We start from the raw sequence: 20618 nt of genomic DNA, 5'->3' as shown, positions 1-20618 counted from the left end.
CCTCGAAGCCGTCAGTCGGCGCTCAGCCCGTAGCGCTCGACGACCTCGGCACTGATCAGCTTGGCGTGCAGCGTCATCAGCACGATTTGCGCATCGAAGCTGTCGCCGATCTCAAGGGCTGTTTCGATCCGGCGCTCGGCGTCGAGCCTGCCCTGAAGGCCGTTGGATCGTTCGAAGGCTTCCGGTCCGGCAATGCAATAGCTGAACAGCCGCGCCACCTCTGGATAGGCTTGGCTGGGCGGCTCCTCGGGCCAGCGATCCTTCATCAGATTGACGATGGTGAGTTTCACCCCCTCCGGCACGAGGGCCGGATGAAGGTCGGCGCCACGCAAAGCGGTGTCGAGCTGCCTGAGGTCACCCGAGCGGCCGAACATTCCGAGGAAGCCGAGGGAAGAGCGTCGTCCCGCCATGATGGTCCAATCCGTTTCCAACCACTTAGGTGTTCGCAGGCGGAATACAAAGGCAGCGGCATCTAGCCACTCGCCGCCAACAGCAAAACACCGGCAAGGGCGGATCCGGCAAGTGTGGGCAGCATGCCGACTTTCAGCTTCAGGATGGCGATCATGGCGGCGCCGGAAAGCAGTGCCGCGCGCCAGTCGATCGACGAAAACACCGGCACATTCATACCAAGGCCCATGTTGCGAACCTCCCGGAAGATGACGTGCAAGGCAAACCACAAAGCGAGGTTCATGATGACGCCGACAACAGCGGCGGTGATCGCGCCCAGCGCGGCGGACAATGCCTTGTTGCCACGCAGCGCCTCGATATAGGGCCCGCCGAGGAATATCCAGAAGAAGCACGGCGTGAACGTCACCCACAAGGTCAGCAGCGCTCCAAGCGATCCGGCAAGCAACGGATCCAGCGACCCGGAATGGCGGAACGCGGCGATGAAGCCGACAAACTGCAACACCAGAATGAGCGGACCTGGCGTCGTTTCGGCAAGCCCAAGACCGTCGACCATTTCACCGGGGGCCAGCCAGCCGAAGGATTGGACGGCTGCCTGCGCGACATAGGCGAGCACCGCATAGGCGCCACCGAAGGTGACGACCGCCATCAGACTGAAAAACCTGCCTATCTCGGTCCAGACGCTGGCAGAGCCGGTCAACCACCAGATCACAAGGACAGGCCCGAGCCAAATCGGAAGCCAGATCGCGACGGTGCGCGGTGCATGCCACGTCGTCGGTTTGACATGGGTGAGTTCGCCGCGCTCGAACATCAGGTCGACCGCGCCCTTGATGTCGGCAACATCGCCCTTGCCATGCGCGGAGCCAGAAAACAGGCCGGGAGCAATGCGGTCCCCCAGCCATCCCGTCAGGCCCGCGAGCAGGATGATGAGCGGGAACGGCACATTCAACGCATAGATGGCGATGAAGGCCGCGACCGCGATCGGCACCATGGCCCGGTTCTTCAGGGCACGCCGGCCGATCCGGATCACCGCCTCGATGACAATGGCAAGCACCGCCGCCTTCACCCCGAAGAACAGCGCCTCGACGAGCGGTACGTCGCCATAGAGCGCGTAGAGGCTGCTCAAGATCAGCATGACAAGCGCGCCCGGCACGACGAACAGGATGCCGGCGACAAGGCCGCCGATCGTCCTGTGCAGCAGCCAGCCAATGTAGATGGCAAGTTGCTGGGCTTCCGGGCCAGGCAGCAGCATGCAGTAGTTCAGCGCATGCAGGAAACGCTGTTCGCCGATCCAGCGCCGCTCCTCGACCAGTTCCTTGTGCATCAAGGCGATCTGCCCGGCCGGTCCGCCGAAGCCGAGCAGCCCGATTTTCGCCCAGACCTTCACGGCTTCGGCGAAGGTCGGTGCAACCGGTGCCTGGACACTCCCTGCCTTATCTTGCGGGACCAAAACGCTCATGACGGTTTGCCGGCGCCTGCAGCGGGCCAGTTGTGGGTTTCTTCGGTGGCGTCGCGACACCAGCGGAAGAACGCATCGTAGAGCAGCATGCCTGCTTCCAGTTGTTCCAGATCGTCGCGGAACATACGCGACAGGCCAAGCGAGGCAGCCAGAAAGCCGGCCGCCTGGGGCACCAGGTCGAGGCTTGCGGTGTCGGCGGCGCGCACGATCACCGCAAGGCGGTCCAGCGCCTCGGATTTCAGCTCGAACTCCTCGATCATCGTGTCGAAGGTGCAGCGTTCGCCGCGATGGCTCCAGAACACATTGTCGATGTCGAAAGGCACGGCCTGAAAGCGGTCGGCCACGGCAGGCACTTCGGCGGCTTCGACAAAAAGGAAGACCGCGTGAGGATCGACAAAACGCCGGATCAGCCAGGGGCAGGCGATGCGGTCGACCTTCGGGCGGGACCGCGTCACCCATACGGTGCGGCCCTTTTCATCACGCGGAGGCAATTTGTCGGTGCGGACCAGAAGCCCCTTTGCATCGCGCCAGGCTTCGAAGCCACCTTCGAGGGATTCGGCGGGAATCCCTTCATGCCGCAGCCAGGCGGCGACGCCTTGCGAGAGCTTCTGCCCTCTTTGGCAGACGACGGCCACCGGCTTGCCGGCGAACGCGGCCGCCCAGGCCGAAACGGTTTTGAAATCGCGCCGGATCGAGGCCGGTAGCAGGCGCGGATCGGCGTCGAAATCGTCATCGATGCGAACATCGATGATTACCGGCGCGCCCGGCAGACCGACCAGACGGGATAGTTGCGATACGGTGATAGCGGTTGTTGACGGCATGGCGTCCACCTCCTGACAGAGAAGCTTGGACGCGAACGTTGGGCTGACGCCTCACGGGGTCGTCGCGATGCACCCCTTGCAATGATGGTGGATTTGTTGGGCGCGCTTGTCAAGGACTGCGGACGGCGGCTTGATCCATCCAAGCCGCCGTCTGCCGTTCACGCAAGCACCTGCCAACAGGTAATCCCTGACTATTCCCGGGAACAGTCAGTGATTATCCCTGGGGACACCGCTAGTGTGCGCGACGTCCTGGTATTTCACCGCCGGCTTCAGCACCATTCCCTCGGAGAACTGGTCGACCATGCCGCGCTGGATCTCTTGCCACGGCGTCTGGTGCTTCGGATAATGATAGCCGCCATTGTTCTGCAGCTCGGCGCGGCGCCGGGTGATCTCGTCGTCGGTGACGAGGATGTCTGCCGTGCCCTTCCTGAGATCGATGCGAACGCGGTCGCCGGTCTTGAGCAGCGCCAATCCACCGCCGATCGCGGCTTCCGGCGAGGCGTTGAGGATCGAAGGTGAGCCCGACGTGCCGGACTGGCGACCGTCGCCTATGCAGGCGAGCGCATGGATGCCCTTCTTGATCAGATAGGCTGGCGGCTGCATGTTGACGACCTCGGCACCGCCGGGATAGCCGATCGGGCCGGCGCCGCGCATGAACAGGATGGTGTGTTCGTCGATGCCTTGCGCCGGATCGTCGATGCGGGCGTGGTAATCCTCGGGCCCGTCGAAAACCATGGCATTGCCTTCGAAAGCCTCGGGATCCCTGGGATTGGAGAGATAACGCTCGCGGAACTCCGGCGAGATGCCGCTGGTCTTCATGATCGCCGAATCGAACAGATTGCCCCTGAGGTTGATGAAGCCGGCATTGGCCTTCAACGGTTCGGCAACGGTACGGATGACATCGGTGTTCTCGTTGGCGACCCCCTTGCAGTTGTCGCCGATCGATTTGCCATTGACGGTCACGGCTTCGGGATAAGGCAGCAGTCCCGCCTTCATCAGTTCGGCCACCACGGCCGGCACGCCGCCGGCATGGTGGTAGTCCTCGCCAAGATATTCGCCCGACGGCTGCAGGTTGACGATGAGCGGTATCTTGTGACCGATCTTCTGCCAGTCGTCATTGTCGAGCGGCACACCGAGATGGCGGGCGATGGCGTTGAGGTGGATCGGCGCATTGGTGGAGCCGCCAATGGCCGAATTGACGACGATGGCGTTCTCGAAGGCTTTCCGCGTCATGATATCGGACGGCTTCAAGTCTTCATGCACCATCTCGACGATGCGCTTGCCCGTCTCATAAGAAATCTGGCCGCGCTCGCGGTAGGGCGCCGGAATGGCGGCCGAGCCCGGCAACTGCATGCCGAGCGCCTCGGCCAGCGAATTCATCGTGGTGGCGGTGCCCATGGTGTTGCAATAGCCGGTGGACGGCGCCGAGGACGCGACAATGTCCATGAACTCGTCATAGTCGATCTCGCCAGCCGACAGGCGCTGGCGCGATTCCCAGACGATGGTGCCGGAGCCGGTGCGCTTGCCCTTGTGCCAGCCATTCAGCATCGGGCCAACCGACAGCGCGATGGCCGGAATGTTGACGGTTGCTGCCGCCATCAGCAGGGCTGGGGTCGTCTTGTCGCAGCCGATGGTCAGCACGACGCCGTCGAGCGGATAGCCATAGAGCACCTCGACCAGGCCGAGATAGGCAAGGTTGCGGTCAAGGGCGGCGGTCGGCCGCTTGCCCGTCTCCTGGATCGGATGGCACGGGAACTCGAAAGGAATGCCGCCCATCGACACGATGCCCTCGCGCACGCGCTTGGCCAGTTCGATATGATGGCGGTTGCAAGGCGAGAGATCCGAGCCGGTCTGGGCGATGCCGATCAGCGGCTTGCCGGACATCAGTTCGGCCCGTGTCAGGCCGTAATTCAGGTAGCGCTCCAGATAGAGCGCCGTCATCCCGGGATTGTCGGGATTGTCGAACCACTCCTGCGAGCGAAATTTTTTCTTCCTGGTGGGGGCGCCTGCCATCGTGGTCTCCGTATTTGTAAGACAAATCGATATGGCAACGCGCGAGAGCAGGCAAGAGGGACGCGCGGTCGCAACCGGACTTTGGTGCGATAGACATGCACCCAACCGTACGTTACGGCTTCGGGGTAGTCTTGTCTGGGAGGTTTTCATGGCTTTGGTGATCGAGGGCGAGGAACACATTGCCGCACCCCTGCAAAAAGTATGGGAAGCGCTGAACGATCCCGAGGTTTTGAAGGCGACCATTCCCGGCTGCCAGAGCCTCGAGATGAAGTCACCGACCGAGATGGCGGCGACCGTGGTGTTGAAGATCGGGCCGATCAAGGCGACGTTCAACGGTGAGGTAACGCTGAAGAACCTCAAGCCGCCGCATTCCTACACCATCCAGGGCGAAGGCAAGGGCGGCATCGCCGGCTTCGCCAAGGGCGGCGCCGACGTGACGCTGACATCGGATGGACCGGATGCCACGGTTTTGAAATACGCGGCCAAGGCCGATGTCGGCGGCAAGATCGCCCAGCTTGGCAGCCGGCTGATCGAATCGACCTCGAAGAAACTGGCCGGACAGTTTTTTTCGAAGTTCGGCGAGAAGGTAGGCGCGGCTTAGGCTGCCGCCTGAACAACGCTTGGCTTGATCGCGGGCTGGCGCTGTCCGCCGGCGATCCCCCTCTCCCCGTTCTTCAGGGGCTAAGGGTAAGGAGTGGCGCCCACCGAACGGAAAACCTACTCGAACACTATGCTCGGCACCGCGGCAGCCGCGGCACCGCGCTCTTCATTGACCCGGTCCCAGACTTTTCCGGCGATGTCGCGATAGATTTTCGCTTCGGCGCCATCGGGCTTCGAGACAACCACCGGCGTGCCGGCATCCGAACTTTCGCGGATACCCATCTCGAGCGGCACTTCGCCGAGGAAGGTGACGCCGAGACGCTCGGCCTCGCGGCGCGCGCCGCCATGGCCGAAGATGTCGTAGCGCTTGCCGGTGTCGGGAGCGATGAAATAGCTCATGTTCTCGACGATGCCGAGCAGCGGCACGTCGACCTTCTTGAACATGTTGAGCCCCTTGCGGGCATCGATCAAGGCCAGGTCCTGCGGCGTCGATACGATCACGGCGCCGGCCAACGGCACCTGCTGGGCCATGGTCAGCTGGGCGTCGCCGGTGCCGGGCGGCATGTCGACGACGAGCACGTCGAGCCGACCCCACTCGACCTCGCGCAGCATCTGCGTCAGCGCCGACATCACCATCGGCCCGCGCCAGATCATCGGCGTTTCCTCATCGACGAGGAAGCCCATCGACATGACCTTGAGGCCGTAATTCTCCATCGGCTTCAGGATCTTGCCGTCGACGGTCTGCGGCCGGCCATGGATGTCGAGCAGCCGCGGCATGGACGGGCCATATATGTCGGCGTCAAGCACGCCGACGCGCAAGCCGTTGGCGGCGAGGCCAAGCGCGATGTTGACGGCCGTGGTCGACTTGCCGACGCCGCCCTTGCCTGAAGCCACCGCGATGATCGCCTCGATGCCGGGCACGCCGCGCTTGCCGTGGCTTTGCGATGCAGGGGCGTGGGGAACTGGCCGCGAAGCCGCTGGAGCGGGCCTGGGAGCGGGGCGCGCCGGGACCGGCGCCTCCATGCCGCCGCCCTTCTTTTCCGCCGTCAGCGCGACGATGGCGCCGGCGACACCGGGGATCGCCTTGACGACGCGTTCGGCGGCGGCGCGCAGCGGCTCCATCTCCTGGGCGCGGGCAGCCGGAACGGTGATCGAGAAGAAAACCTTGCCGTCGGCGATGAAAATCTCGGAAACCATGCCGAGGTCGACGATATTGCCGGTGAAGTCCGGCCCGTTGACCGTTTTCAGGCGTTCGATGACGGAATCCTTGGTGACGGGCATGAACTGTTCCTCGAGGCGTTTGGCTGCGGCTCAGATAGTGCAGATTGGAGGCGACTCCAAGCGACAGAATGTCCGCGTCACCTTGCCAGGCCGACCGCGAGGTAGGTGAGAGCCGCGATCGCCGCCGTGGCCGGCAAGGTGATGACCCAGGCAATGACGATGTTGCCGGCAATGCCCCAGCGCACGGCGGAGACGCGGCGGGCGGCGCCGACGCCGATGATGGCGCCGGTGATGGTGTGCGTGGTCGACACGGGAACACCGAGCCAGGTGGCGGCGAACAGGGTGATGGCGCCGCCGGTCTCGGCGCAGAAGCCCTGCATCGGGTTCAGCCGGGTGATCTTCGAGCCCATCGTGTGGACGATGCGCCAGCCGCCGAGCAACGTGCCCAGCGCCAGCGCCGACTGGCAGGTGAGGACGACCCACAGCGGCACGTAGAAATTGGCGCCGAGCATGCCTTGCGAATAGAGCAGCACGGCAATGATGCCCATGGTCTTCTGGGCGTCATTGCCGCCGTGCCCGAGCGAATAGAGCGAGGCGGAAAAGAACTGCATGACGCGGAAGGTGCTGTCGACGGCGAACGGCGTCTGCCGCACGAACAGCCACGAAACGACAAGGATCAGGACGAGCGCCAGGACAAAACCGGTGGCCGGCGACACGACGATCGCGGCGACCGTCTTGCCAAGCCCCGCCCAGACGATGGCACTCAGTCCAGCCTTTGCAAGGCCGGCGCCGACCAGCCCGCCGATCAGCGCATGCGAGCTGCTTGACGGGATGCCGGCAATCCAGGTGACGATGTTCCAGACGATGGCGCCGACAAGGGCTGCGAAAATCACCGCCGGGGTGACGATGCTGACGTCGACGATGCCCTTTCCCACGGTCTCGGCGACATGAAGCCCGAAGAACATGAAGGCGATGAAATTGAAGAAGGCCGCCCACAGCACCGCATATTGCGGCCTCAGCACGCGCGTGGAGACGATGGTGGCGATGGAATTGGCCGCATCGTGCAGGCCGTTGAGAAAGTCGAAGAACAGCGCAACCGCGATGAGACCGGCGAGAACGGGAAAGGCTATGGTTGCTTCCATTACCTAGACATTCTCGATGACGATGCCGCTGATTTCGTTGGCGACATCCTCGAATCGATCGACCACCTTTTCCAGCTGGCCATAGATCTCGCTGCCGATCAGGTAGGCCATCGGGTCGCTGCGGCCATGCTTCCTGAACAGGTCCTTCAGCCCCTGCTCGTGCAGATCGTCGGCCCGGCTTTCGACGCGCATGACCTCTTCGGCAATGGCGTTGAGGCGCACCGTGTGCGCCCCGACCTTGTGGAGCAGGGGGATCGCCTCGGCGACCAGCTTGGCGGCGGCGACGATGACGCCGCCCATTTCCTGCATCAGCGGGTCGAATTCCTTCTTTTCGAACAACTTCACCGTCTTGACGGTCTTGTGCATCATGTCGATGGCGTCATCCATCGACTGGATCAGGTCCTTGATGTCGCCGCGATCGAAAGGCGTGATGAAAGAGCGCCGCACGGCCAGCAGGACTTCGGCGGTGATGTGATCGGCCTCGTCCTCGAGATCGATGATCTTCTGACACCAGCGATCGATGTCCTTGCCCTGGAGAAGCTGCTGGAGCGCCTCGGCGCCGCCGACCACGGTTCGGGAATGCCGTTCGAACAGGTCGAAGAAACGATCTTCGCGCGGCAGCAGCTTGCGGAACCAGCCCAGCATGTCCGACCTCCCCGTATTCTGTCCCACCACATAGCGCCACATTCCGCCGGGGGAAACAGGTAGCCGGCTCAAAGATGTGGATGCGGCCAATTGCGCATAGCGCTTGCGGCGAAACGCAATTTCCCCGACCTTGCACGCAAAGACCGGACAGATGGCATGATCGACAAGCTGGAATTCTTCATCGCATTGGCCAGGGAAGAGCATTTCGGCCGGGCGGCGGAGCTGTGCGGCGTCACCCAACCGACACTTTCTGCAGGGATCAAGCAGCTGGAGGGCCAGCTTGGCGTGATGCTGGTTCTGCGCGGCTCGCGCTTCCAGGGGCTTACACCGGAGGGCAAGCAGGTGCTGATATGGGCGCGGCGCATCGTCGGCGACACCCGCGCCATGCGCGAGGAAATGCGGGCGGCGCGCCACGGCCTTTCCGGACGCATCCGCATCGCCGCCATCCCGACGGCTCTGGCCATGGTGGCGCGGCTGACGACCCCCTTCCGGGCAAAACACCCCGGCGTCACCTTTTCGGTGCTGTCGCGGACCTCGATCGAGGTGCTGTCGCTGCTTGGCAATTTCGACATCGATGCCGGCATCACCTATCTCGACAACGAGCCGCTGGGACGGGTGACCAGCGTGCCACTCTATGACGAGCGCTATCAGCTGATCACCGCTGTCGGAAATCCCTATTCCGACCGCGACAAAGTGACGTGGGCCGAGCTCAGCCAGCTGCCGCTCTGCCTGTTGACGCCGGACATGCAGAACCGCCGCATCATCGACCAGCATCTGGCCGAGGCCGGCGTCCAGGTGCGGCCGACGCTGGAATCCAACTCGATGATCGTGCTGTTTTCCCACATCCGCACCGGCAAATGGTCGTCGATCATGCCGCTCAACCTGGCGGAAACATTCGGCTTTTCCGAACCGGTCCGGGCCATCCCGATCGTCGAACCGGATGCCAGCCACACCGTCGGGCTGGTGGCAACCCCGCGCGAACCGCACACACCGCTGGTCTCGGCGCTGTTGGACGAGGCGATGGCGCTGGCGGACGATTTCCACGCCCAGCGCTAGGCTAGACAATGCAGGCTGAACACGGTCGATAGAAGATTTCTATTGATCGACGGGACAGCTATATTGATTTCGCGGGTTTCCTCTGATTTCGTAAAGACTTAGCGAAAAAAGCTATCGACCAGGGAGGGCGCTGCATGACCATGCAGCCTGCAAGTACCGAGATCGCATCGCGCACGGCGGCGATCATCCAGGAGATGAGGGGGCTGGAAGGCCCGCTGCTGCCGATCCTCCACGGCATCCAGGAAGAGTTCGGCCATGTGCCGCAGGACGCGCTGCCGGTGATCGCCGAAGCGCTGAACATTTCCAAGGCCGAAGTGCACGGCGTCGTCACCTTCTATCACGACTACCGCAGCCATCCGGCCGGCCGGCATGTTCTCAAGGTCTGCCAGGCGGAGGCCTGCCAGTCGATGGGTTCGGACGCCGTCGCCGCCAAGCTCAAGCAATTGCTCGGCATCGGTTTCCACGAGACCACAAGCGACGGATCGGTTACACTTGAGCCGGTCTATTGCCTCGGGCTTTGCGCCTGTTCGCCGTCGGCGATGCTGGATGGCGAGGTGATCGGGCGGCTCGATGACGAAAAGATCGAAGAGATCGTTGCCGAGGTGCGCTCATGATCCCCCGCATCTACATTCCCGGCGATTCCGGCGCGCTGGCGCTGGGTGCCGAAAAAGTCGCCAAGGCAATCGCAAGTGAACTCGCCGAGCGCGGCATTGAAGCCAAGATCGTGCGCAACGGCTCGCGCGGCGCCTATTTCCTCGAACCGATGGTCGAAGTCGCGACGGCCAATGGCCGCGTCGCCTACGGTCCGGTGAAGCCTTCCGACGTCAAGAGCCTGTTCGACTGCGGCTTCCTCACCGGCGGTCACCACAAGCGCTGGCTGGGCGCGCCGGACAAGATCCCGTTCCTGGCCAGGCAGACGCGGCTGACCTTCGCCCGCTGCGGCATCAACGATCCGCTGTCGCTCGACGCCTACAAATCGCTCGGCGGGCTGAATGGCCTGCGGAACGCGGTGGCCATGGCTCCGGCCGATATCGTCAAACAGGTCACGGAGTCGGGCCTGCGTGGCCGCGGCGGCGCCGGCTTCCCGACCGGCATCAAGTGGAAGACGGTGCTCGATACGACAGCCGACAAGAAATACATCGTCTGCAATGCCGACGAGGGCGACAGCGCCACCTTCGCCGACCGCATGATCATGGAGGGTGATCCCTTCGTGCTGATTGAAGGCATGGCGATCGCCGGCATCGCCACCGGCGCCACCAAGGGTTTTGTCTATATCCGCTCGGAATATCCGCATGCGGTGACGATGATGAACAAGGCGGTCGAAGTCGCCCGCAAGGCCGGCGTTCTTGGCGCCAGTGTGCTGGGTTCGCCCAACGCCTTCGACATGGAGATCCGCGTCGGCGCCGGCGCCTATGTGTGCGGCGAGGAAACCGCGCTGTTGAACAGCCTGGAAGGCAAGCGCGGCGTGGTGCGCGCCAAGCCGCCGCTGCCGGCGATCCAGGGGTTGTTCGGCAAGCCGACGGTGATCAACAACGTCATCTCGCTGGCCTCGGTGCCTGTCATCATGGACAAGGGCGCGGCCTTCTACAAGGATTTCGGCATGGGCCGCTCGCGCGGCACCATCCCGATCCAGATCGCCGGCAACGTCAAACATGCAGGCCTGTTCGAGGCCGCCTTCGGCATGACGCTGGGCGAGATCGTCGACGATATCGGCGGTGGCACCGCGACCGGCCGGCCGGTGAAGGCTGTGCAGGTCGGCGGACCGCTCGGTGCTTATTTCCCACGCGCGCTGTTCGACACGCCGTTCGACTATGAAGCCTTCGCCGCCAAGGACGGGCTGATCGGCCATGCCGGCATCACTGTCTTCGACGACACCGCCGACATGCTGAAGCAGGCGCGCTTCGCCATGGAGTTCTGCGCCATCGAGAGCTGCGGCAAGTGCACGCCCTGCCGCATCGGCTCGACGCGCGGCGTCGAGACCATCGACAAGCTCGCTGCCGGCATCGAGCCAGAGAAGAACCTGGCCCTGGTCACCGACCTCTGCAACACGATGAAATTCGGTTCGCTCTGCGCACTGGGCGGCTTCACGCCTTACCCTGTGATGAGCTCGATCACCCATTTCCCCGACGACTTCAAGCCCGCGCCCGTGCGCGTGGCTGCTGAATAGGAGCTGGCAGATGAACATCAAGGCCGACTTCCCATCCCTCGTCGAAGAGATCGACTACGGAACCCCGCAATCGAAGGCCGAGAAGCAGGTCACGCTGAGCGTCGACGGCCGCAGCATCACCGTGCCGGAAGGCACGTCGATCATGCGTGCCGCGATGGAAGGCGGGGTCGAGATACCGAAGCTCTGTGCCACCGACATGCTGGACTCGTTCGGTTCGTGCCGCGTCTGCCTCGTCGAGATCGATGGACGCGGCGGCACGCCGGCATCCTGCACGACGCCCGTCGGTGAAGGCATGGTGGTGCATACGCAGTCCGAGCGGCTCGACGCCATTCGCCGCGGCGTCATGGAGCTCTACGTTTCCGACCATCCACTTGGCTGGAACGAGAAGGCCGGTACCGGCGCCAGCGAGTTCGACGCGGTGGCGAAGTCGGTCGGCTTGAGCGAGAACCGCTACGGCGTCGAGGGCCGCAACCACGTCAAGCAGGAGAACGGCGTGGCGCCCGGCCATGGCTCGCTGGCGGTCGACTACATCGCCCGCGATGAATCCAATCCCTATTTCACCTATGATCCCGCGCAATGCATCGTCTGCTCGCGCTGCGTGCGGGCCTGCGAGGAGGTGCAGGGCACCTTCGCGCTGACCATCGAGGGCCGCGGTTTCGAATCGCGCATGGTCGCCGGCATGCACGAGGATTTCATCGCCTCCGAATGCGTGTCCTGCGGCGCCTGCGTGCAGGCCTGTCCGACCGACGCGCTGCGCGAAAAAACGGTACTTGCCAAGGGCCTGCCGGAGCGCTCGGTCGTCACCACCTGCGCTTACTGCGGCGTCGGCTGCTCGTTCAAGGCCGAAGTGAAGGACGACGAGGTCATTCGCATGATGCCCTACAAGGAGGGCAAGGCGAACCACGGCCATTCCTGCGTGAAGGGCCGTTTCGCCTATGGCTACGCCACCCACAAGGACCGCATCCTGTCGCCAATGATCCGGGAAAAGGTCACCGATCCCTGGCGCGAGGTGACCTGGGAAGAGGCGATCGCCCATACGGCCAAGGAATTCCGGCGCATCCAGTATCAGTACGGGCGCACCGCGATAGGCGGCATCACCTCGTCGCGCTGCACCAACGAGGAAACCTACCTCGTGCAGAAGATGGTGCGGCAGGGCTTCCGCAACAACAATGTCGACACCTGCGCGCGCGTCTGCCACTCGCCGACGGGCTACGGGCTCGGCCAGACCTATGGCACCTCGGCCGGCACGCAGGATTTCGACTCCGTCGATTACACGGATGTCGCCGTCATCATCGGCGCCAATCCCGCTTCCGCCCATCCGGTGTTCGCCTCGCGGCTGAAGAAGCGGCTGCGCCAGGGCGCCAAGCTGATCGTGCTCGATCCGCGCCGCACCGAGATGGTCAAGTCGGCACATATCGAAGCGGCCTATCACCTGCCGCTGAAGCCCGGCACCAATGTGGCGGTGCTGACGGCACTGGCGCATGTCATCGTCACCGAAGGTCTTTTCAACGAAGCCTTCATCCGCGAACGTTGCGACTGGGCGGAGTTCCAGGACTGGGCGTCTTTCGTCGCCTTGCCGGAAAACAGCCCCGAAACCGTCGGCAAGTTGTCCGGCGTCGATCCCGAACTGATCCGCGGCGCGGCGCGTCTCTACGCCACCGGCGGCAACGGCGCGATCTACTACGGCCTCGGGGTGACGGAACACAGCCAGGGTTCGACCACGGTGATGGCGATCGCCAACCTCGCCATGGCCACCGGCAATATCGGCCGGCCGGGCGTCGGCGTGAACCCGTTGCGCGGCCAGAACAACGTGCAGGGCTCCTGTGACATGGGTTCGTTCCCGCATGAGCTTCCCGGTTATCGCCATATCTCCGGCGAAGCCGTGCGCGACATCTATGAGAGCCTGTGGGGCGTGAAGCTGGATGACGAACCCGGCCTGCGCATCCCCAACATGCTGGATGCGGCCGTCGACGGCAGCTTCAAGGGTATCTACATCCAGGGCGAGGACATTTTGCAGTCCGATCCGGACACCAAGCATGTCGCCGCCGGCCTCGCCGCGATGGAATGCGTCGTCGTGCACGACCTCTTCCTCAACGAGACCGCGAACTACGCGCATGTCTTCCTGCCGGGCTCGACCTTTCTCGAGAAGGACGGCACTTTCACCAACGCCGAGCGCCGCATCAACATGGTGCGCAAGGTTCTGGAGCCGAAGGCGCGCTACGCCGATTGGCAGGCGACGCAGGAGCTTGCCCGCGCGATCGGGCTGGACTGGAACTATCAGCATCCGTCCGAGATCATGGACGAGATCGCCAAGACGACGCCGAGCTTCGCCGGTGTCTCCTTCGATCTGCTCGACCGTGTCGGATCCGTGCAATGGCCCTGCAACGAGAAGGCGCCGCTCGGCACCCCGATCATGCATGTCGATGGTTTCGTGCGCGGCAAGGGCAAGTTCATCCGCACCGAATATGTGGCGACGGACGAGCGGACCGGGCCACGCTTTCCGCTGCTGCTCACCACCGGGCGCATCCTGTCGCAATACAATGTCGGCGCGCAGACCCGGCGCACCGACAACATCGTGTGGCACAGCGAGGACCGGCTGGAGATTCATCCGCACGATGCCGAGAACCGCGGACTGCGTGACGGCGACTGGGTACGGCTGACCAGCCGCTCTGGCGAAACGACGCTGCGCGCGCTGATCACGGACCGGGTATCGCCAGGCGTCGTCTACACGACATTCCATCACCCCGACACGCAGGCCAACGTCATCACCACCGACTTCTCCGACTGGGCGACCAACTGTCCGGAATACAAGGTGACAGCAGTGCAGGTCGGCGCCTCCAACGGGCCGTCGGAATGGCAGCGCGACTATGACGAGCAAGCGCGCAACAGCCGTCGAATCGCGAAGCTGGAAGCGGCGGAGTAGTCTTGAGCGCGCGCCGCAAAGCCACGACGCAGGTCTCGCGGCTGGCGCACCGCGCCAGCGGCACGGCGACGGCCAGCCGCATGGTGCCCGAGGAGACGCCAGTGGCGTTCTCCTTCGCCGGCACCACCCATGCGGTGATGATGGCAAGCCCGGCCGACTTCGAGGATTTCGCGGTCGGCTTCTCGCTGACCGAAGGCATCATCGCCGACCCGCAGGAAATCGAGGCCATCGAGGTCGAGGACCACGGCGAGGGCATCGACATCCAGATCCGGCTGAAGGATCAGGCCAACACGCGTTTCGAGGCGCGACGGCGCAGGCTCGCCGGCCCCGTCGGCTGCGGGCTGTGCGGCATCGAATCGATCGAGGAAGCGATGCGCTCGGTCGATGAGGTTGGTGCGTCAAAGCTTACACTCGATGCCGACGATATCATCCGCTCGGTCAAGCTCCTGTCGAAGGTGCAGCCGCTTCACGCCGAGACCGGAGCCGTACACGCCGCCGGTTTTTACGTTCCAGGCAGGGGCATCGTCATGGCGCGCGAGGATGTCGGCCGCCACAATGCGCTCGACAAGCTGGCTGGGGCGCTGGCCAGGGCCGGCCTCGGCGGCGCTTCCGGTGCCATCGTGGTGACCAGCCGCGTCTCGGTCGAGATGGTGCAGAAGACGGCGGCCATCGGCGCCGCCTTCATCATCGCCGTCTCGGCACCGACAGCACTGGCCATCCGCACCGCGGAGGAAGCCGGCATGACGCTGGTGGCGCTGGTGCGTGGCGATGATTTCGATATTTTCACCCACCCCGACCGGGTGGCTTCCGGAGTTGCCAAGCATGTCGCATGACGAAGAACACATCATGAGCACCAGCGAGAAGCTAGTGCGGATGGCAAACCAGATCGCCGACTTTTTCCATTCCAAACCGCGCGAGGAAGGGATCGCGGGCGTTGCCGAGCATATCAACAAGTTCTGGGAGCCAAGGATGCGGCGGCAGCTGTTCGAGATGCTGGAGGGCGGCACCGAGAACTTCAACGAGTTGGTGGTGGCCGCCTCCGCCAGGATCAAACGGCCGATCACGCCGGGCGAGGCCGACCTCAAACTCGGGCTCAAGGCCTTCCCGGCCGACGTCGCCGCCTCGCAGAAATAGCCGCCGAGCCGCGCCGGCTTATATTTCCTTTCGCTAAAGTTTAAGCTGCCGCAATCGGCACTGTTCTGCTATGGTTGACGATCAGAAATCGTCAGGCGGAAAACCTGGTGAGGCCGATCGAGACCCGATACGCCCTTAGCGGCGACGTGCGGATCGCCTACCAGGTGGTAGGCCAGGGGTCGTTCGATCTCGTCTTCGTGCCGGGCTTCATTTCCAATCTCGACCTGCATTGGGAGGACGAAGGCTACAGCCGGCTCTTGAAGCGGCTTTCGGCGTTCTCGCGGCTGATCCTGTTCGACAAGCGCGGCACGGGTCTTTCCGACCGTGTCGACGCGCACCACCTGCCCAGTCTCGAAACACGCATGGACGATGTACGCGCGGTGATGGACGCCGCGGGCAGCGGCCGCGCGGCGCTGCTCGGCGCCTCCGAAGGCGCGCCGATGGCGATGCTGTTCGCCGCCACCTATCCGGAACGGACGCGGGCGCTGGCGCTCTATGGCGGCTATGCGCATTTCCACAAATGGGTGATGCCGCCAGAACGCCTCGAGGCGTTCATCGAGGCGGCCGAGACAGCCTGGGGCACCGGCGCCACTTTGCCGAATTTCGCGCCAGGGCGGGTCGATGACGCGCATTTCGCCCAGTGGTGGGCGCGTTTCGAGCGGCTGTCGGCGAGCCCGACGGCAGCGGCGGCGCTGGCGCGTATGAACGCGGAGATCGACGTGCGTGACGTGCTGCCGGCAATCAGCGCGCCAACGCTTTTGATCCATCGCCGCAACGATGCGCGGGTCGACCCCGACGCCAGCCGTTATCTGGCGAGAAAGATCCCAAACGCCAAGCTGGTCGAAGTGCCCGGGCGTGACCATCCGATCTGGACCGGCGACGTGGACCGGGTGGCCGACGTCATCGAGGAATTTCTGACCGGCGAACGCGCCGTGACCGAGGTGGACCGCGTGCTGGCCGCGCTTTTGGTGACGCGCATCTACGATACGGCGCGGATGGGCGACCGCATGTGGAGCGAACGCAGCCAGCGCTTCCAGGAAATCTGGCGCCAGCAGGTCGGGCGCCATGGCGGCCGCCTGGCAGGCACGCAGGGCGAGATGATGATGTCGCGCTTCGACGGACCGGCGCGTGCCATACGCTGCGCGGCGGCGCTGCGCGAGGCGGCGCAAGGCATCGGCGTGGCCAGTGCGCAAGGGGCGCATGTCGGCGAGATCGAATTGCGGGGGCCGCCGGTGGGACTGACGGCGCGGGTGACGATGCAACTTGCCTCCCATGCCGGGCGCGGCGACATCCTCGCCTCGCGGCTGATCGCCGATCTGGCGGTCGGCTCGGGCCTGCATTTCGCCGATGCCGGGCGGATCACGCTGGACGACCTGGACGAGCCGCTGGCGCTGGTCCAGGCGATGTCCGAGCAGCATCTGGAGCCCGACTGCCGCGCCAGGACCCGAACGACCGAACCGGCCGTGCTGACGGCACGCGAAAGCGAGGTGGTGAGCCTGATTGCCGACGGCAAGAGCAATGCCGCGATTGCCGCCGAGCTCAGGCTGAGCGAACACACGGTCAAGCGCCACGTCGCCAACATACTGCTCAAGCTGGATCTGCCATCTCGAGCGGCGGCGGCGGCGTTCTCGGTCCGACACACTGGCCCGGACGGGCCATAGGGGCCATGGCGCTTTCGGGCGAAGCGGCCAAAGGCATGTAAGCGCTATCAATTCTCTCCATGCAGGCCAGGCGGATATCGTCGGGAAAGGCGCTGCGAACGGAGGATGAAATGCTGAAGTCAAACCGGACACTCAAATCGCTGGTGATAGCGGCAGGCGTTGGAGCACTGTTCGCTATCGCCCCGGCAAAGGCCGAGGATGCATCGGCAACGGCCGCCTACAAGGACATCCAGGCAACGCTCGGCTCGGTGCCGGACATGTTCAAGACCTTGCCTGACGTCGCCATCGCCGGCGCCTGGGCCGAGATCAAAGGGGTGCAACTCAACCCGAACACGGCGCTCGACGGCAAGACCAAGGAACTGATGGGCCTCGCGGTCGCGTCGCAGATTCCTTGCCAGTACTGCATCTACTTCCACACCGAGGCGGCCAAGCTCAACGGCGCGAGCGACGAGGAGATCAAGGAGGCGATCGCGATGGCGGCGATCGTGCGCCACTGGTCGACGATTCTCAACGGCAGCCAGGTCAATCTCGCGACATTCAAGAAGCAGACAGACGACGTGTTCGCCGCCGTCAAGGCGAAGTCGCAGTGAGAACCCCTGCCCGGCGATGAGCGCCGGACAGCACTTCTGATTATCAACCGCCCGATCGCGAAGACGGGCACATGGAGGATAAAATGCTGACCAAGACACAGGCCGTGGACGGCGCGGCGATCAAGAAGGCAATCGAAGGCCGTGACGGAAAACTCCTGTCGAGCTTTTATGCCGACGACGCGCTGGTGCGGGTGATCGACCGCAACAACCCACCGAGCAAGCCGCGCGAAATCCGCGGGCGCGCGGCGATCAGCACGTTCTGGGACGACATCTGCAGCCGGGCGATGACCCACAAGGTCGATACCACGATCGCCGATGGCGACAGCCTGGCCTTCACCCAGGCCTGCGCCTACCCGGACGGCACGAAAGTGTTCGCCGCGGCGATGCTGGAGCTGAAGAACGGGCGGATCGCACGGCAGACCGTCGTGCAGGCCTGGGACGAGTGAGGCGGCCATGTTCAGCGCCAGATGGCAGATCGATGCCAAGTTCGGGCACAAGCAGACCGTGCTTGAGCTGTTGAAGAAATGGGAGCGCGAGATCGGTTCGCAGGTCGGCATCGCCGACCTGAAGTTCCAGATCATGACCGGATCGATCGGCGCGCGGGAGGCGACGGTCGAGTCGCATCACCAGGTCGAGAGCCTGGCCCAGTTGGAGGCGGTCTTCGCCAAGATCGGCAAGATCGACGCCCACGCCAAATGGGGCAAGGAGATGGAGCCCTATGTCGTGTCGGGCACCAGCCTGTGGAACATCTATCGCATCGTCGAGTAGTGGCCGACGCCCTTCTCCCCGGCAACGGGGAGAAGGGAAGCAGGTGGCGCTGCTACATCAGGCCAAGCTGCTTGTAGAAGCCGAGCGCGTCGTAATAGTCGCTTTGGGTCGCGATCTTGCCGTCCTTGACCGAGAACATCGAGGCACCGGTGAAGGAGAACTTCTTGCCGGTGGCGGCGGTGCCGTCGGCCCAGGCGCCGGTGTTGGTGCCGGAAAACTCCCATTCGAACGAAACGCGGTCGCCCTCCACGACGGGCGCACCCTTCATCGTCCAGACGGCATCTGGAACAGCCTTGAGGAAATTGTCGATGACGCCGGTCTTGGCGGCCTCCTTGCCTTTGACCGGTTTGCCGACCGAGGCGTCGTAGTAGGTGACGTCGTCGGCGAAGTAGCCGGCGGCCTTGGCCGAATCATGGGCATTCCAGGCGGCGAGGTAGGCTTCGACCACCGATTGCGCGGTATCGGCGGCAAAGGATGGCGCCGCGACGAAGAGCGTGGCGGCGATGGCTGCGGTTGTCAGAAACTGGCGGCGATGCATGGTTCTTTCCTCCCTGGTTGAATGCTTGTATTGCGCGCTCAAGCGCTAGCCGTGGGCTACCATCACATGGCGGACGGCGGTGTAGTCCTCCAGCGCGTAGAGCGACATATCCTTGCCGTAGCCGGACTGCTTCAGCCCGCCATGCGGCATCTCGTTGGTCAGCATGAAGTGGGTGTTGATCCAGGTGCAGCCATATTGCAGGCGGGCGGCCGTCGCCATGGCGCGCGACACATCCTTTGTCCACACCGAGGATGCCAGGCCATAGTCGCTGTCATTGGCCCAGTTCACCGCTTCGTCGACTTCCGTGAAACGCGTGATTGAAACGACCGGCCCGAACACTTCGCGGCGCACGATCTCGTCTTCCTGCAAGGCACCCGCGACCACTGTCGGCTGGTAGTAGAAACCTGAGCCCTCGCCCGGCTTGCCGCCGGTGGTGATCTCGATGTGCCTCAGTTCCGAAGCGCGCTCGACGAAGCTCGAGACGCGGTCGCGCTGGCGGCGCGAAATCAGCGGCCCGATCTCGTTTTCGGTGTCGTCCGGACGATTGTACTTGATGGTCGAGACAGCCGAAGAGAGATCGGCGACGAGCTTGTCGTAGATCTTCTTGCCGGCATAGATGCGGCAGGCGGCGGTGCAGTCCTGGCCGGCATTGTAGTAGCCGAAGGCGCGCAGCCCGTTGACCACGGCACCGAGGTCGGCATCGTCGAAGACGATGACCGGCGCCTTGCCGCCGAGTTCGAGATGCGTGCGCTTGACCGACTTGGCGGCGGCCTGCAGCACCTTCTTGCCGGTGGCGACGTCACCGGTGATCGAGATCATGTTGACCTTGGGATGGTTGATCAGTGTGTTGCCGACGCTGTCGCCGCGGCCGAGCACGACGTTGACGACGCCTTCGGGCAGGATGTCGGCGAGAATTTTCGCCAGCTTGAGCGAAGTCAGCGGCGTCTGTTCCGACGGCTTGAAGACGACGGTGTTGCCGCCGGCGATCGCCGGCGCCAGCTTCCAGGCCATCATCATCAGCGGATAGTTCCACGGCGCGATCGAGGCGACGATGCCGATGGCATCCCGGCGCACCATCGACGTGTGGCCTGGAATGTACTCGCCTGCAACGACGCCCGGCATGGAGCGGACTGCACCGGCAAAGAAGCGGTAGCAATCGACGATCGCCGGGATCTCGTCATTGAGCACGGCATTGATCGGCTTGCCGCAGTTGAGCGCCTCGAGCGTGGCGAACTCCTTGGCATTGGCCTCGATGCGGTCTGCGATCTTCAGGAGATAGCCGGAGCGCTGAGCCGGCGTGGTGCGCGACCACAAGACGAACGCTTGTTCGGCGGCACTGACCGCCGCCTCGATCTGCGCCTGGCTGGCTTCGGGCAGGCTGAGGATGGTCGCTCCGGTCTTCGGATTGAGGATCGGCTCCTCGGTTTCGGTGCCTTTCTCGAATTTCGAGCCGATCAGCATCTGGGTGTCCATGG

20 protein-coding genes are annotated in these 20618 nt (G+C 64.0%); 11 read left to right on the top strand and 9 right to left on the bottom strand.

Annotated elements, in window-relative coordinates:
• Nucleotides 1-11 precede the first annotated feature (11 nt).
• The 4 genes from OOJ09_RS15565 to OOJ09_RS15550 form a co-directional block, all read right to left on the bottom strand.
• Nucleotides 12-410 carry a hypothetical protein gene (locus tag OOJ09_RS15565; RefSeq protein ID WP_269906033.1) on the bottom strand — a complete coding sequence of 133 codons (399 nt, stop codon included), beginning with the start codon at nt 408-410 and terminating at the stop codon, nt 12-14.
• Nucleotides 411-472: 62 nt separating this feature from the next.
• A complete protein-coding gene (gene chrA / locus OOJ09_RS15560) occupies nt 473-1864 on the bottom strand; it encodes a chromate efflux transporter (RefSeq protein WP_269906032.1) in 1392 nt (463 codons plus the stop codon).
• Nucleotides 1861-2685 carry a chromate resistance protein ChrB domain-containing protein gene (locus OOJ09_RS15555; RefSeq protein ID WP_269906031.1) on the bottom strand — a complete coding sequence of 275 codons (825 nt, stop codon included), beginning with the start codon at nt 2683-2685 and terminating at the stop codon, nt 1861-1863. The genes chrA and OOJ09_RS15555 overlap by 4 nt, the downstream gene beginning before the upstream one ends.
• A 207-nt stretch (nt 2686-2892) precedes the next feature.
• Nucleotides 2893-4698 carry an IlvD/Edd family dehydratase gene (locus tag OOJ09_RS15550; RefSeq protein ID WP_269906030.1) on the bottom strand — a complete coding sequence of 602 codons (1806 nt, stop codon included), beginning with the start codon at nt 4696-4698 and terminating at the stop codon, nt 2893-2895.
• A 148-nt stretch (nt 4699-4846) separates the two neighbouring features.
• On the opposite strand from OOJ09_RS15550, the gene OOJ09_RS15545 reads away from it, so the two are divergent.
• Nucleotides 4847-5299, top strand: a complete 453-nt coding sequence (locus OOJ09_RS15545; protein ID WP_269906029.1) for an SRPBCC family protein — start codon at nt 4847-4849, stop codon at nt 5297-5299.
• Between the two features lie 116 nt (nt 5300-5415).
• Here OOJ09_RS15545 and OOJ09_RS15540 read toward each other — a convergent pair whose 3' ends face one another.
• From OOJ09_RS15540 to OOJ09_RS15530, 3 genes are all read right to left on the bottom strand, one after another.
• Nucleotides 5416-6579, bottom strand: a complete 1164-nt coding sequence (locus tag OOJ09_RS15540) for an Mrp/NBP35 family ATP-binding protein (protein ID WP_269906028.1) — start codon at nt 6577-6579, stop codon at nt 5416-5418.
• Nucleotides 6580-6656: 77 nt separating this feature from the next.
• The gene (locus OOJ09_RS15535) at nt 6657-7661 is read right to left on the bottom strand and encodes an inorganic phosphate transporter (protein WP_269906027.1); all 1005 of its coding nucleotides are present in this window, start codon (nt 7659-7661) and stop codon (nt 6657-6659) included.
• Nucleotides 7662-7664: 3 nt separating this feature from the next.
• Entirely contained in the window at nt 7665-8306 is a 642-nt protein-coding gene (locus OOJ09_RS15530; protein ID WP_269906026.1) for a DUF47 domain-containing protein, read from the bottom strand.
• Between the two features lie 156 nt (nt 8307-8462).
• Between OOJ09_RS15530 and OOJ09_RS15525 the strand changes: the two genes are divergently transcribed.
• From OOJ09_RS15525 to OOJ09_RS15480, 10 genes are all read left to right on the top strand, one after another.
• Nucleotides 8463-9362 (top strand): LysR family transcriptional regulator, encoded by a 900-nt coding sequence (locus OOJ09_RS15525; RefSeq protein WP_091584589.1) that lies wholly within the window; start codon nt 8463-8465, stop codon nt 9360-9362.
• A 134-nt stretch (nt 9363-9496) separates the two neighbouring features.
• Entirely contained in the window at nt 9497-9976 is a 480-nt protein-coding gene (locus OOJ09_RS15520) for a formate dehydrogenase subunit gamma (RefSeq protein WP_269906025.1), read from the top strand.
• Nucleotides 9973-11529, top strand: a complete 1557-nt coding sequence (locus OOJ09_RS15515) for a formate dehydrogenase beta subunit (RefSeq protein ID WP_269906024.1) — start codon at nt 9973-9975, stop codon at nt 11527-11529. Before OOJ09_RS15520 ends, OOJ09_RS15515 begins: the two co-directional genes overlap by 4 nt.
• Before the next feature lie 10 nt (nt 11530-11539).
• Complete coding sequence (gene fdhF, locus OOJ09_RS15510) at nt 11540-14452, top strand: formate dehydrogenase subunit alpha (RefSeq protein ID WP_269906023.1); 2913 nt, start codon at nt 11540-11542, stop codon at nt 14450-14452.
• A gap of 2 nt (nt 14453-14454) precedes the next feature.
• A complete protein-coding gene (fdhD, locus tag OOJ09_RS15505; protein ID WP_269906022.1) occupies nt 14455-15285 on the top strand; it encodes a formate dehydrogenase accessory sulfurtransferase FdhD in 831 nt (276 codons plus the stop codon).
• Nucleotides 15275-15586: a formate dehydrogenase subunit delta gene (locus OOJ09_RS15500; RefSeq protein ID WP_269906021.1), complete on the top strand. Its 312-nt coding sequence runs from the start codon at nt 15275-15277 to the stop codon at nt 15584-15586. Before fdhD ends, OOJ09_RS15500 begins: the two co-directional genes overlap by 11 nt.
• 107 nt (nt 15587-15693) lie before the next feature.
• On the top strand, nt 15694-17247 hold the full coding sequence (locus OOJ09_RS15495) for an alpha/beta fold hydrolase (protein WP_269906020.1): 1554 nt from the start codon (nt 15694-15696) through the stop codon (nt 17245-17247).
• 110 nt (nt 17248-17357) lie between these two features.
• Complete coding sequence (locus OOJ09_RS15490; RefSeq protein ID WP_269906019.1) at nt 17358-17837, top strand: carboxymuconolactone decarboxylase family protein; 480 nt, start codon at nt 17358-17360, stop codon at nt 17835-17837.
• An 83-nt stretch (nt 17838-17920) separates the two neighbouring features.
• The gene (locus OOJ09_RS15485; protein ID WP_256749053.1) at nt 17921-18283 is read left to right on the top strand and encodes a nuclear transport factor 2 family protein; all 363 of its coding nucleotides are present in this window, start codon (nt 17921-17923) and stop codon (nt 18281-18283) included.
• Nucleotides 18284-18290: 7 nt separating this feature from the next.
• Nucleotides 18291-18605 (top strand): hypothetical protein, encoded by a 315-nt coding sequence (locus OOJ09_RS15480; protein ID WP_269906018.1) that lies wholly within the window; start codon nt 18291-18293, stop codon nt 18603-18605.
• A 52-nt stretch (nt 18606-18657) separates the two neighbouring features.
• Here OOJ09_RS15480 and OOJ09_RS15475 read toward each other — a convergent pair whose 3' ends face one another.
• Entirely contained in the window at nt 18658-19143 is a 486-nt protein-coding gene (locus OOJ09_RS15475; RefSeq protein ID WP_269906017.1) for an ester cyclase, read from the bottom strand.
• 45 nt (nt 19144-19188) lie between these two features.
• On the bottom strand, nt 19189-20616 hold the full coding sequence (locus OOJ09_RS15470; RefSeq protein WP_269906016.1) for a gamma-aminobutyraldehyde dehydrogenase: 1428 nt from the start codon (nt 20614-20616) through the stop codon (nt 19189-19191).
• Nucleotides 20617-20618: the final 2 nt, after the last annotated feature.

Origin of the sequence: Mesorhizobium qingshengii, assembly GCF_027563465.1 — a bacterium.
Lineage (GTDB): Bacteria > Pseudomonadota > Alphaproteobacteria > Rhizobiales > Rhizobiaceae > Mesorhizobium > Mesorhizobium qingshengii_A.
Note: the sequence above shows the minus strand (reverse complement) of the source record. Positions and strands in the feature narration are given on the sequence as shown.

Bases quoted from the DNA above. Each gene is read 5' to 3' on its own strand.
- OOJ09_RS15555 (WP_269906031.1), bottom strand. From the start codon at position 2,685: ATGCCGTCAACAACCGCTATCACCGTATCGCAACTATCCCGTCTGGTC.
- OOJ09_RS15530 (WP_269906026.1), bottom strand. From the start codon at position 8,306: ATGCTGGGCTGGTTCCGCAAGCTGCTGCCGCGCGAAGATCGTTTCTTC.
- OOJ09_RS15490 (WP_269906019.1), top strand. From the start codon at position 17,358: ATGCTGAAGTCAAACCGGACACTCAAATCGCTGGTGATAGCGGCAGGC.
- OOJ09_RS15475 (WP_269906017.1), bottom strand. From the start codon at position 19,143: ATGCATCGCCGCCAGTTTCTGACAACCGCAGCCATCGCCGCCACGCTC.
- chrA (WP_269906032.1), bottom strand. From the start codon at position 1,864: ATGAGCGTTTTGGTCCCGCAAGATAAGGCAGGGAGTGTCCAGGCACCG.
- OOJ09_RS15520 (WP_269906025.1), top strand. From the start codon at position 9,497: ATGACCATGCAGCCTGCAAGTACCGAGATCGCATCGCGCACGGCGGCG.
- OOJ09_RS15485 (WP_256749053.1), top strand. From the start codon at position 17,921: ATGCTGACCAAGACACAGGCCGTGGACGGCGCGGCGATCAAGAAGGCA.
- OOJ09_RS15500 (WP_269906021.1), top strand. From the start codon at position 15,275: ATGTCGCATGACGAAGAACACATCATGAGCACCAGCGAGAAGCTAGTG.
- OOJ09_RS15535 (WP_269906027.1), bottom strand. From the start codon at position 7,661: ATGGAAGCAACCATAGCCTTTCCCGTTCTCGCCGGTCTCATCGCGGTT.
- OOJ09_RS15550 (WP_269906030.1), bottom strand. From the start codon at position 4,698: ATGGCAGGCGCCCCCACCAGGAAGAAAAAATTTCGCTCGCAGGAGTGG.
- OOJ09_RS15545 (WP_269906029.1), top strand. From the start codon at position 4,847: ATGGCTTTGGTGATCGAGGGCGAGGAACACATTGCCGCACCCCTGCAA.
- OOJ09_RS15525 (WP_091584589.1), top strand. From the start codon at position 8,463: ATGATCGACAAGCTGGAATTCTTCATCGCATTGGCCAGGGAAGAGCAT.
- OOJ09_RS15470 (WP_269906016.1), bottom strand. From the start codon at position 20,616: ATGGACACCCAGATGCTGATCGGCTCGAAATTCGAGAAAGGCACCGAA.
- OOJ09_RS15515 (WP_269906024.1), top strand. From the start codon at position 9,973: ATGATCCCCCGCATCTACATTCCCGGCGATTCCGGCGCGCTGGCGCTG.
- fdhF (WP_269906023.1), top strand. From the start codon at position 11,540: ATGAACATCAAGGCCGACTTCCCATCCCTCGTCGAAGAGATCGACTAC.
- OOJ09_RS15565 (WP_269906033.1), bottom strand. From the start codon at position 410: ATGGCGGGACGACGCTCTTCCCTCGGCTTCCTCGGAATGTTCGGCCGC.
- OOJ09_RS15540 (WP_269906028.1), bottom strand. From the start codon at position 6,579: ATGCCCGTCACCAAGGATTCCGTCATCGAACGCCTGAAAACGGTCAAC.
- OOJ09_RS15480 (WP_269906018.1), top strand. From the start codon at position 18,291: ATGTTCAGCGCCAGATGGCAGATCGATGCCAAGTTCGGGCACAAGCAG.